The organism is Pseudomonas sp. P4_D7, assembly GCF_056401755.1.
The window spans coordinates 154,481-167,304 of sequence record NZ_JBFUIR010000002.1 but is presented as its reverse complement, the minus strand read 5'-3'; the positions used below and the strand labels follow the sequence as shown (position 1 = coordinate 167,304).

Sequence of the window (12,824 nt, the reverse complement as noted above, 5' to 3'; positions counted from 1 at the left end):
GCCTGCTCGCGATTTGATTGCGCAGCAATCACGCCTTTGAAGGTTCGACCTTTTGCGTGAGCAGGTCGACGAACGCCTTGGCCATTGGCGACTTCTGATCCTTGCGCTGCACCAGCCACACCGCCGACACCGCTTCCGGATCGAGCAACGGGCGGTAGACCACGCCGTCGATACGCATCCGCTGATAAGACGCCGGCAGCACCGAAACCCCCAGCCCCGCTGCGACCAGACCGATGATGGTCATGGCTTCCCCCGCCTCTTGGGCGAAATGCGGGCTGAACCCGGCATCACGCGCCAGGCTCAGCAATTGTGCATACAGCCCGCTGCCGTAGCTGCGCGGAAAGAACACGAACGGCTCCAGCGCCAGCGCCGAGAGGAACAAGCCCTCCTCCGATCCCTGGGCCAGTGGATGCTTGGAACCGAGCACGGCGACCAGCGGCTCACGCATCAACTCCACCACACTCAGCGAATCGGGCAAACCCAGCGGGCGCATGATGCCCACCTCTATCGACTCATCCACCAAACCCTCGGCGACTTGCGTGCTGCTCATCTCCCGCAGATTGAGGTGCACCGCTGGAAAACGCTGGCGAAAGGAAAAAATCGCCTGGGGAATGGTCGAGTTGAACGGTGCCGACGAGGTGAAGCCAATCTTCAACTCACCCAGCTCACCGAGTTGCGCACGTCGGGCAACATCCGCCGCTTTATCAACCTGCGCCAGCACCAACCGCGCCTCCTCCAGAAACAATCGCCCGGCCTCACTCAGCTCGACCCGACGATTAGTCCGTTCGAACAGTCGCGCGCCTACCTCTTGCTCCAGCGCCTGAATCTGCTGGCTCAGTGGTGGCTGAGAAATCCCCAGCACTTGTGCGGCACGGCCAAAATGCAGCTCTTCGGCAACGGCGATGAAGTAGCGCAGATGACGCAATTCCATGGAAACCTCATTAGGTCGTTAAAGCTATCAAACAGGTCGAACAATATATTGGATAGAAACATTAGCCAGCTATATGATTTTTTCATTGCCTGCCTGGCCGTGCCCTCCGAGGTCTGAAGTGAAAACTGCTGTCGCGCCCCTTGCCCATGAAGTCCCGCCCGCCGCTGCGGACGATGTCGTCGCCGAGCTGCAAGAGATCTACATCGAAAAAGGCACGCCGATGTTCATGCGCACGGTGCTGGCGCTGTTCAGCGGCGGTTTTGCGACGTTTGCCCTGCTGTATTGCGTGCAGCCAATGATGCCGCTGTTGTCCCAAGAATACGGAATCAACGCCGCGCAGAGCAGCCTGATCCTCTCGGTGGCCACCGGCATGCTCGCCATCGGCCTGCTGATCACCGGGCCGATTTCCGATCGGGTCGGGCGCAAACCGGTGATGGTGACTGCGCTGTTCGCAGCAGCGCTGTGCACCATGGCCAGCGCGATGATGCCGAGCTGGGAAGGCGTGCTGATCATGCGTGCGCTGATCGGGCTATCACTGAGCGGGCTGGCGGCGGTGGCAATGACTTATCTGAGCGAAGAGATTCATCCACAGCACATCGGCCTGGCGATGGGGTTGTACATCGGCGGCAACGCGATTGGCGGGATGAGCGGGCGCTTGATCACCGGAGTACTGATCGACTTTGTCAGCTGGCACACGGCGATGCTGGTGATCGGCGGTCTGGCGATGATTGCCGCAGCGGTGTTCTGGAAGATCCTTCCGGAGTCGCGCAACTTCCGTTCGCGCTCACTGCACCCACGCAGTTTGCTCGACGGTTTCACCATGCACTTTCGTGATGCCGGTCTGCCGCTGCTGTTTCTTGAGGCGTTCGTGCTGATGGGCGCGTTCGTCACGCTGTTCAACTACATCGGCTATCGCTTGCTGGCCGCACCGTACAACCTCGATCAGGTGTTCGTGGGCTTGCTGTCGGTGGTGTATCTGTCGGGGATCTACAGCTCGGCGAAGATTGGCTCGCTGGCAGACAAACTGGGGCGACGCAAAGTGCTGTGGGCGACCATTGTGCTGATGTTTGCGGGTCTAGCGTTGACGATGTTTACGCCGTTGTTGCTGGTGATCATCGGCATGCTGATTTTCACCTTTGGCTTCTTTGGCGCGCATTCGGTGGCTAGTAGCTGGATCGGTCGACGCGCGACGAAGGCAAAGGGGCAGGCCTCGTCGTTGTACCTGTTCAGCTATTACGCAGGATCGAGCATTGCAGGCACGGCGGGCGGGGTGTTCTGGCATCTCGGCGGCTGGAATGGCATAGGCCTGTTTATTGGTGCGCTGTTGCTGATTGCGCTGCTGGTGGCGTTGAAGCTGGCGAAGTTGCCGCCGTTGCAGGGTGTTAAGGCCTGAGACAAAACCCATGTGAGAGCGAGCCTGCTCGCGAAGGCGTTTTGTCAGTTGATGCAAAGTTTGCTGATCCACCGCTATCGCGAGCAGGCTCACTCCTACAATTGATCTGCGTACAACGTTGAATCGTGGAAACAAAAACGCCCGGCATTTAGCCGGGCGTTTTTTATGGTGTGGCGATCACTCGTGATACTGCGCCGACAATTCATGCACCGCCCGCAGGAACGCACCGGCATGCTCCGGATCAACCTCAGGCGTGATGCCGTGACCGAGGTTGAACACATGGCCACTGCCCTTGCCATAGCTGGCCAGAATGCGTCCGACTTCAGTGCGGATCGCTTCCGGTTTGGCGTAGAGCACGGTTGGGTCCATGTTGCCTTGCAGTGCAACCTTGTCGCCAACGCGGGCGCGGGCGTTGCCGATGTCGCAGGTCCAGTCCAGGCCCAGTGCGTCGGCACCAGCCTCGGCGATGCTTTCCAGCCACAGGCCGCCGTTTTTGGTGAAGAGGATCACCGGCACCTTGCGACCGTCGTGTTCGCGGATCAGGCCGCTGACGATTTTCTTCATGTAGGCCAGCGAGAACTCCTGATACGCCGCCGCCGACAGGTTGCCGCCCCAGGTGTCGAAAATCTGCACCGCTTGCGCGCCAGCCATGATCTGGCCGTTGAGGTACGCGGTCACCGATTGCGCCAGTTTATCCAGCAGCAGGTGCATGGCTTGTGGGTTGTCGTAGAGCATGGCTTTGGTCTTGCGGAAGTCTTTTGACGAGCCGCCTTCGACCATATAGGTCGCCAGGGTCCATGGGCTGCCAGAGAAACCGATCAGCGGCACACGGCCGTTCAGCTCGCGACGGATGGTGCTGACCGCGTCCATCACGTAGCCGAGGTCTTTGTGTGGATCCGGGATCGGCAAGGCTTCGATATCGGCGAGGGTGCTGACGACTTTTTTGAAGCGCGGGCCTTCACCGGTCTCGAAGTACAGGCCTTGGCCCATGGCATCGGGGATGGTGAGGATGTCGGAAAACAGGATCGCCGCGTCCAGTTGTGGATAGCGGTCGAGCGGTTGCATCGTGACTTCGCAGGCGAATTCCGGATTCATGCACAGGCTCATGAAATCACCGGCCTGGGCGCGGCTGGCGCGGTATTCCGGCAGGTAGCGGCCGGCCTGGCGCATCATCCACACCGGGGTGACGTCAACGGGTTGCTTGAGCAGGGCGCGGAGGAAACGGTCGTTCTTCAGGGCAGTCATGTCGGCATCCGGAAAAAAAGTGCGGGCATTTTCTCAGAGCGCGGCGCAAAAGGCACGGATGCAGGTCAGCCTTTTGTCTATCGGGTCAATTTATTGCGCTGGAAACGCGTTATCAGCAACACCGAGAAACAACTGTGGGAGCGAGCCTGCTCGCGAAAGGGCCGGCACATCCAACATTACAGTTGGCTGACAGACCGCTTTCGCGAGCAAGCTCGCTCCCACAGGGGTGTTGCTTTGGCTCAGGAGCCGGGATCAGACGCCCAGGTAATCGAGGATCCCTTCGGCAGCATTGCGCCCTTCGAAGATCGCCGTCACCACCAGGTCGGAACCGCGCACCATGTCGCCACCGGCAAAGATTTTCGGGTTGCTGGTCTGGTGCTTGTACTGACCTTGCTCAGGCGCAACAACGCGGCCCTGGCTGTCGGTCTGGATTTCGAACTGTTCGAACCACGGCGCCGGGCTCGGGCGGAAACCGAAGGCGATGACCACGGCATCAGCCGGGATGATCTCTTCGGAACCCGGGATCGGCTCTGGGCTGCGACGGCCACGGGCGTCCGGTTCGCCGAGACGGGTCTCGACCACTTTCACGCCTTCAACCTTGTCTTCGCCGACGATAGCGATCGGCTGGCGGTTGTAGAGGAATTTCACGCCTTCTTCCTTGGCGTTCTTCACCTCTTTGCGCGAGCCGGGCATGTTCGCTTCGTCGCGACGATAAGCGCAGGTCACCGACTTGGCGCCCTGACGGATCGACGTGCGGTTGCAGTCCATCGCCGTGTCGCCGCCGCCGAGTACCACAACCTTCTTGCCTTTCATGTCGACGAAATCTTCCGGCGACTTTTCAAAGCCCAGGTTGCGATTGACGTTAGCGATCAGGAAGTCCAGCGCGTCATAAACGCCCGGCAGATCCTCACCGGCAAAACCGCCCTTCATGTAGGTGTAGGTGCCCATGCCCATGAACACCGCATCGTATTCGGCGAGCAGTTGTTCCATGGTCACGTCTTTGCCGACTTCGGTATTCAGACGGAACTCGATGCCCATGCCGGTGAAGACTTCGCGACGATTGCTCAGCACGGTCTTTTCCAGCTTGAACTCGGGGATGCCGAAGGTCAGCAGACCGCCGATTTCCGGGTTCTTGTCGAACACCACCGGGGTCACGCCGCCGCGTACCAGCACGTCGGCACAACCCAGACCCGCCGGGCCCGCGCCGATGATGGCGACACGTTTGCCGGTCGGTTTGACCTTGGACATGTCCGGGCGCCAGCCCATGGCGAACGCGGTGTCGGTGATGTACTTCTCGACCGAACCGATGGTCACCGCGCCGAAACCGTCGTTAAGGGTGCAGGCACCCTCGCACAGACGATCCTGCGGACACACCCGGCCGCAGACTTCCGGCAGGGTGTTGGTCTGGTGCGACAGCTCGGCGGCCTGAAGGATGTTGCCTTCGGCCACCAGCTTCAGCCAGTTGGGAATGAAGTTGTGCACCGGGCACTTCCATTCGCAATACGGGTTGCCGCAACCCAGGCAGCGGTGGGCCTGATCGGCCGACTGCTGGGGTTTGAACGGTTCGTAGATTTCGACGAACTCTTTCTTGCGTTGACGCAACAGTTTCTTCTTCGGATCTTTGCGCCCGACATCGATGAACTGGAAGTCGTTATTCAGACGTTCAGCCATTGTTAAAACCTCATCAAACTCTTCAGGCGCATATCACTGCGGGTTGGCACGAGTGCTGGAAAGCAACGACTTCAGGTTGGCAGCCTTAGGCTTGACCAGCCAGAAACGGCGCAGGTAGTCATCGAGGTTTTCAGCGAGTTCACGACCCCACTCGCTGTCGGTTTCCGCGACGTACTCGTTCAGCACGTTTTGCAGGTGGCTGCGATAGGCTTCCATCGCCTCGCCGCTGATCCGCTGGATTTCCACCAGTTCGTGGTTGACCCGGTCAACGAAGGTGTTGTCCTGATCGAGCACGTAGGCGAAACCACCGGTCATGCCAGAGCCAAAGTTGTAACCGGTCTTGCCCAGAACGCAGACAAAACCACCGGTCATGTACTCACAGCAGTGATCGCCAGTGCCTTCCACAACCGTGTGGGCACCGGAGTTACGCACGGCAAAACGCTCGCCTGCGGTGCCGGCGGCGAACAGCTTGCCGCCCGTGGCGCCATAGAGGCAGGTGTTGCCGATGATGGCGCTTTCCTGAGTTTTGTAAACGCTGCCCTTCGGCGGCACGATGGTCAGCTTGCCACCGGTCATGCCTTTGCCGACGTAGTCGTTGGCGTCGCCTTCGAGGTACATGTTCAGACCGCCGGCGTTCCACACGCCGAAGCTCTGACCCGCCGTGCCCTTGAAGCGGAAGGTGATCGGCGCTTTCGCCATCCCTTGGTTGCCATGCTTGCGGGCGATTTCGCCGGAGATCCGCGCGCCGATCGAACGGTCGCAGTTGCAGATGTCCAGATCGAACTCGGCGCCGCTCATGTCGTTGATCGCCGACGAAGCCATCTCGACCATTTTCTCGGCCAGCAAACCTTGGTCGAACGGCGGGTTGCGCTCAACACCGCAGAACTGCGGTTTGTCTGCCGGGATGTGATCGCTGCCCAACAGCGGCGTCAGGTCCAGGTGGTTTTGCTTGGCGGTCTGGCCTTCGAGGACTTCCAGCAGATCGGTACGACCGATCAGCTCTTCGAGGGAGCGCACGCCGAGCTTGGCCAGCCACTCACGGGTTTCTTCGGCGACGTAGGTGAAGAAATTCACCACCATATCGACGGTACCGATGTAGTGATCCTTGCGCAGCTTCTCGTTCTGCGTCGCGACGCCGGTGGCGCAGTTGTTCAGGTGGCAGATACGCAGGTATTTGCAGCCCAGCGCGATCATCGGCGCAGTACCGAAGCCGAAGCTTTCGGCGCCGAGAATCGCTGCCTTGATCACGTCGAGGCCGGTTTTCAGGCCGCCGTCGGTCTGCACCCGGACCTTGCCGCGCAGGTCATTACCGCGCAGGGTCTGGTGGGTTTCAGCGAGGCCGAGTTCCCACGGTGCGCCGGCGTATTTGATCGAAGTCAGCGGCGAAGCACCGGTGCCACCGTCGTAGCCGGAGATGGTGATCAAGTCCGCATAGGCCTTGGCCACACCGGCGGCGATGGTGCCGACGCCTGCTTCGGCTACCAATTTGACCGAAACCAGTGCTTTTGGGTTGACCTGCTTCAGGTCAAAAATCAGCTGCGACAAGTCTTCGATCGAATAGATGTCGTGGTGCGGCGGCGGCGAAATCAAGGTCACGCCCGGCACTGCATAACGCAGTTTGGCGATCAGCCCGTTCACTTTACCGCCCGGCAGTTGCCCGCCCTCACCCGGCTTGGCGCCTTGCGCGACCTTGATCTGCAGCACTTCAGCGTTGACCAGGTATTCCGGGGTTACCCCGAAACGGCCAGTCGCGACTTGCTTGATTTTCGAGCTCTTGATGGTGCCGTAACGCGCCGGATCTTCACCACCTTCGCCGGAGTTGGAACGCGCACCGAGGCGGTTCATGGCTTCGGCCAGGGCTTCGTGAGCTTCCGGCGACAAGGCGCCCAGCGAGATACCGGCGGAGTCGAAGCGCTTGAGCACCGATTCCAGTGGTTCGATTTCACTGATGTCCAGCGGCTTGTCGAGGGTCTTGACCTTGAACAGGTCGCGGATCATCGACACCGGACGGTTGTCCACCAGCGAGGTGTATTCCTTGAACTTGGCGTAGTCGCCCTGCTGCACGGCAGCTTGCAGGGTGTTGACCACGTCCGGGTTGTACGCGTGGTATTCGCCACCGTGGACGAACTTCAGCAGACCGCCCTGCTGGATCGGCTTGCGCGGACTCCAGGCTTCGCTGGCGAGCGCTTTCTGTTCGGCTTCGATGTCGACGAAACGCGCACCCTTGATGCGGCTCGGCACGCCACGGAAGCTCAGGTCGCACACTTCTTCGGACAGACCGATGGCTTCGAACAGCTGCGCACCACGGTACGAAGCGATGGTCGAAATGCCCATCTTCGACAGAATTTTCAGCAGACCTTTGGTGATGCCTTTGCGGTAGTTCTTGAACACCTCATAGAGGTCGCCCAGCACTTCACCGGTGCGGATCAGGTCGCCCAGCACTTCATAGGCCAGGAACGGATAGACCGCCGAGGCGCCGAAGCCGATCAGCACCGCAAAGTGATGCGGATCGCGCGCGGTTGCGGTTTCAACGAGGATGTTGGAATCGCAGCGCAGGCCTTTTTCGGTCAGGCGGTGGTGTACGGCACCGGTCGCCAGGGATGCGTGGATTGGCAGTTTGCCCGGGGCAATATGGCGGTCGCTCAGAACGATCTGAGTCCGCCCGGCGCGCACGGCTTCCTCAGCCTGATCGGCAACGTTGCGGATCGCCGCTTCGAGGCCAACGCTTTCGTCGTAGTTGAGGTCGATGATCTGCCGCTCGAAACCCGGGCGGTCGAGGTTCATCAGCGAGCGCCACTTGGCCGGCGAGATCACCGGCGAGCTGAGGATCACGCGCGAAGCGTGTTCCGGCGACTCCTGGAAAATGTTGCGCTCGGCACCGAGGCAGATTTCCAGCGACATCACGATCGCTTCACGCAGCGGGTCGATCGGCGGGTTGGTGACCTGCGCGAACTGCTGGCGGAAATAGTCGTACGGCGTGCGCACACGCTGCGAGAGCACGGCCATCGGCGTGTCATCGCCCATCGAGCCAACGGCTTCGTAGCCTTGCTCGCCGAGCGGACGCAGGACCTGATCGCGCTCTTCGAACGTGACCTGATACATCTTCATGTATTGCTTGAGTTGATCAACGTCGTAAAACGCCGAACCGTGGTCGTTGTCTTCCATGGTCGCCTGAATGCGTAGGGCATTCTTGCGCAGCCATTGCTTGTACGGATGACGGGACTTCAGACGGTTGTCGATCGCATCGGTGTCGAGGATCTGCCCGGTTTCGGTGTCCACGGCGAAGATCTGGCCTGGGCCGACACGGCCCTTGGCAATCACGTCTTCCGGTTTGTAGTCCCACACGCCGATTTCCGAGGCGAGGGTGATGAAACCGTTGGTGGTGGTGACCCAGCGTGCCGGACGCAGACCGTTACGGTCGAGCAGGCACACCGCGTAGCGACCGTCGGTCATTACTACACCAGCCGGGCCGTCCCACGGCTCCATGTGCATCGAGTTGTACTCGTAGAACGCACGCAGATCCGGGTCCATGGTTTCAACGTTCTGCCACGCTGGCGGAATGATCATCCGCACACCACGGAACAGGTCGATGCCACCGGTGACCATCAGCTCGAGCATGTTGTCCATGCTCGAGGAGTCGGAACCGACACGGTTGACCAGCGGGCCGAGTTCTTCCAGATCCATCAGATCATTGGTGAACTTGGTCCGACGGGCCTGCGCCCAGTTACGGTTACCGGTGATGGTGTTGATCTCGCCGTTGTGGGCGAGGAAGCGGAATGGCTGGGCCAGCGGCCATTTCGGCAGGGTGTTGGTGGAGAAGCGCTGGTGGAACACGCAGATCGCGGTTTGCAGGCGCTCGTCACTCAGGTCTGGATAAAATGCGGCCAGATCGGCCGGCATCATCAGGCCTTTATAGATGATGGTCTTGTGCGAAAAGCTGCAGATGTAGTGGTCGGAGTCGACGGCGTTGGCCACCGACGAACGACGACGCGCACTGAACAGCTTCACGGCCATGTCCTGATCGCTCAGGCCTTCGCCGCCGATGTACACCTGCTCGATTTGCGGCAGACGCTCAAGGGCCAGGCGGCCGAGGACGCTGGTGTCGATCGGCACTTTGCGCCAGCCGATCAGTTGCAGGCCTTCAGCGAGGATCTCGCGGTTCATGTTCTCGCGAGCGGCTTCGGCTTTGGCCGGATCCTGGTTGAAGAAGACCATGCCCACCGCGTATTGCTTGGGCAGCTCGACGCTGAAGGTTTCCTGGGCAATGGCGCGCAGGAACGCATCAGGTTTTTGAATCAGCAGACCGCAACCGTCACCGGTCTTGCCGTCGGCATTAATCCCACCGCGGTGGGTCATGCAGGTCAGGGCCTCGATGGCCGTTTGCAAAAGGGTATGACTGGGCTCGCCCTGCATATGGGCTATCAGGCCGAAACCGCAGTTATCCTTGAATTCATCTGGTTGGTACAGACCTGCTTTCATAGACACTTTCTCACCAGGCTGCCTCTTTTCGAGGCAAATTTCTTTTCAATTCAACCACTTGCATCCTGCGCCGAACGTACGCCGGCTTCGCGGGGGCAAAAGGGTGGTCATTGTACACAGCGACACAGAGGCTCACAAATTTGACGACGAAATGTCGCAAATTCATGTCGCATTTGTGAAAGGTTTAAAGCGATCTGCTGTGCTAGTCAAAACTTTTTTAATTTTGACCGCAACGACTCAAAGACTACTGTGACGCAGACACCACAAGGCACGCGACCTGAGAAGGCGGCGCGCACTCGTAGAAATTTTGAGGTGCTTGGAGAGGCGGCCTGGGTAAGGCCGCCGAATCTTCAGCGAGTTGTTGCCAGTTCCTGTTGGACGCTGGCGACAGTGCGAGGCCAAGGTTTACCAGCCTGAACCTTCGCTGGCAAGGCCTTGATGGCAGAAACGGCTGCATCACGATTGGCGAAGTTGCCGTAGGTGATCACGTAAAGCGGTTTGCCGTTGAGGACTTTCTTGAAATAACGGTACTCACCGCCCTGCTCTTTGACGAAGTTTTGCGCTGCCGCTTCAGAGCTGGTGCCGAGGATCTGCACCACGTAGTTGCCGGTCGGCTGACCGGCATACCAGCTGCCACCGGCGGCTTTGGCAACGGTCACCGGCTTCTCGGCCGGTTTTGCAGCGGCGACTGGCTTGGCCGGCGCTGGGGCCGGTTTGGCGACTGGCGCGGCCGGAGCAGGCTTGGCGGTGGCAACCTGAGTAGGAGCAGGAGTCGGTTTGGCGGCCGGCAACGGAACCGGTGTCGGCGCGGGACCGGCAGGAACGCCCGCCGGTGGCGCGGAAGTGGTCACGGTCGGCGGAGTCGCACTGGAACCTTCCAGCGGCACGCCATCGTCGCCTTCGGTAATACCGCCAGCCGCCTCGGCCAACGGGCCGCGCATGACCGGTTGCGAGTTACCGACCAGCGGCAACGGCATCGGTTGCGTATTGCCGGCGAACTCGACGTTCGGTGCGCCGCCATTGGCACCCTGCCCCAAAGGCAACTGTGCCTGTTCATTGGCAGGAGCGCCGGTGGTTGGCGCCTTGTTGCGACCCGGCATCAACCAGGCGGCGGCGACCGCGACCACAACGACGGCGGAAATCGCCAATACGTGTTTCTTCGGCATGTTGAACCCCATACTTGGACGCTTGACCGCAGAGCGGCTGGCAATCATGACTTCGATCAGAGCATCGCGAGCGACCTGGTTGATATTGCCCGGCCAACCCTCGGCACTTTCGTGAATATCAGAGATCTGATCCGCGCTGAAAAGTTCGACACCCCGGCCGGCACCTTCGAGCCGTTGGTCGAGATATTCGCGGGTCTCTTCTTCGGTGTACGGCTGCAGCTCGATGACGTGGAAACGCTCTTCCTCAAGGTGCAACGCCTCGAGCTGAGCGATCAGCGACGATTCACCGAACAGGAACACATGCGGGCGACCTTCCGGTGCGCCGGCACCCAGCGCCATCAGCGCTTCGAGAGCGGACTCGTCGAGCTGCTCAGCGTCGTCCACCAACAGATAGACTTCCTGGCCGGTCAGTGCGAGTTGCACCACTTGATCGAGAATCGCACCAACTTCGGCCTGAGCGACGTTCAGCGCCTGCGCCACCTGGCGCAACACACCGGCAGCATCACCGGCACCGCGGGCGGAAACCACCACGCTCTGCACCGACTGTTTGTTGGTGCTGGCGACCAGCGCCTGACGCAGCAAGGTCTTGCCACTGCCTTGCGGGCCGGTGACCACCAGCAGCAACTGGCTGTAACGCGCCAGATGATGCAGTTGACCCAGCACCGGTTTGCGCTGAGCCGGGAAGAACTTGAAGCCCGGCACGCGTGGCGCGAACGGGTCGTGACTTAACTGGAAATGGCCGAGGAACGCCTCGTCGGCATGCAAACTAGTCATTGGAATCTTTTCAACCTTTAAGCTGAGCCAGGGCGCGGTAATCCGCTCCCAGCGTGGCCTGTAGAACCTCTTTCGGATAATCGTCGGTCACTACCGCTTCGCCCATCCGGCGCAGCAGCACCAGGCGCAGACGACCGTCGATCACTTTTTTGTCGATTGCCATGTGTTGAAGAAAATCGGCTTCGGTCATTTCAGTCGGCGGCACCACTGGCAAGCCGGCGCGCTGGAACAGACGAATACCGCGATCACGCTCCTCGTCACTGATCCAGCCCAGACGCGCGGACATCTCCAGCGCCATCACGGTGCCAGCCGCGACCGCTTCCCCGTGCAACCAGACACCATAGCCCATGTGGGTCTCGATGGCGTGGCCGAAAGTGTGGCCGAGGTTGAGCGTGGCACGTACCCCGGTTTCTTTCTCATCGGCGCCAACCACCGCAGCCTTGGCCGCGCAAGAGCGCTCGATCGCGTAAGTCAGGGCTTTCTGGTCCAGCGCGCGCAGGGCATCGACGTTTTCTTCGAGCCAGGTCAGGAATGGCTCGTCGCAGATCAACCCGTACTTGATGACTTCGGCCAGACCGGCAGACAGCTCGCGCTCTGGCAGGGTTTTCAGGGACGCCGTATCTATCAGCACCACGTTCGGCTGGTAGAACGCGCCGACCATGTTCTTGCCCAGTGGATGGTTGATACCGGTCTTGCCGCCCACCGAAGAATCGACCTGGGACAGCAAGGTGGTAGGAATCTGGATGAAGTCGACGCCGCGCTGGTAACACGCTGCGGCAAAACCGGCCATGTCGCCGATCACACCGCCGCCGAGGGCGATCACGGTGGTACGGCGATCATGACGGGCGGTCAGCAGACCGTCGAAGATCAGTTGCAGGGTTTCCCAGTTCTTGAAGGCTTCGCCGTCCGGCAACACCACGGAGATCACCGAGAACTGCGCCAGGCTGCGGGTCAGACGTTCAAGATAGAGCGGCGCAACGGTCTCGTTGGAGATGATTGCCACCTGCCGCCCATGGATATGCGGAGCCAGCAGCTCGGGCTGATCCAACAAACCTTCGCCAATATGAATCGGGTAGCTGCGCTCGCCTAGATCGACCTTGAGTGTCTGCATGTGTCCCCACAGTGAAGATGGAAGCAGGCGTCCTGCCCTGAATTATTGGTTATC

General features: G+C 60.3%; 7 protein-coding genes. 1 reads left to right on the top strand and 6 read right to left on the bottom strand.

The annotated features are described in order from the left end of the window. Positions 1-28: 28 nt before the first annotated feature. Positions 29-931: a LysR family transcriptional regulator gene (locus AC1DVF_RS02135; RefSeq protein ID WP_460089584.1), complete on the bottom strand. Its 903-nt coding sequence runs from the start codon at positions 929-931 to the stop codon at positions 29-31. A gap of 118 nt (positions 932-1,049) precedes the next feature. Here AC1DVF_RS02135 and AC1DVF_RS02130 point away from each other — a divergent pair, with 118 nt between their 5' ends. After that, positions 1,050-2,324 carry an MFS transporter gene (locus AC1DVF_RS02130; protein ID WP_460130610.1) on the top strand — a complete coding sequence of 425 codons (1,275 nt, stop codon included), beginning with the start codon at positions 1,050-1,052 and terminating at the stop codon, positions 2,322-2,324. Between the two features lie 177 nt (positions 2,325-2,501). Here AC1DVF_RS02130 and hemE read toward each other — a convergent pair whose 3' ends face one another. The 5 genes from hemE to aroB all read right to left on the bottom strand — a co-directional run bounded on the left by hemE (position 2,502) and on the right by aroB (position 12,770). Further along, positions 2,502-3,569, bottom strand: a complete 1,068-nt coding sequence (gene hemE / locus AC1DVF_RS02125) for a uroporphyrinogen decarboxylase (protein WP_460130609.1) — start codon at positions 3,567-3,569, stop codon at positions 2,502-2,504. 252 nt (positions 3,570-3,821) lie between these two features. After that, positions 3,822-5,240: an FAD-dependent oxidoreductase gene (locus AC1DVF_RS02120; protein ID WP_007909438.1), complete on the bottom strand. Its 1,419-nt coding sequence runs from the start codon at positions 5,238-5,240 to the stop codon at positions 3,822-3,824. Between the two features lie 33 nt (positions 5,241-5,273). Next, entirely contained in the window at positions 5,274-9,719 is a 4,446-nt protein-coding gene (gltB, locus tag AC1DVF_RS02115) for a glutamate synthase large subunit (protein WP_093430083.1), read from the bottom strand. Between the two features lie 350 nt (positions 9,720-10,069). After that, positions 10,070-11,659 (bottom strand): AAA family ATPase, encoded by a 1,590-nt coding sequence (locus tag AC1DVF_RS02110; RefSeq protein ID WP_186621287.1) that lies wholly within the window; start codon positions 11,657-11,659, stop codon positions 10,070-10,072. Between the two features lie 10 nt (positions 11,660-11,669). Continuing rightward, positions 11,670-12,770: a 3-dehydroquinate synthase gene (aroB, locus tag AC1DVF_RS02105; protein ID WP_093430081.1), complete on the bottom strand. Its 1,101-nt coding sequence runs from the start codon at positions 12,768-12,770 to the stop codon at positions 11,670-11,672. Between the last annotated feature and the right edge of the window lie 54 nt (positions 12,771-12,824).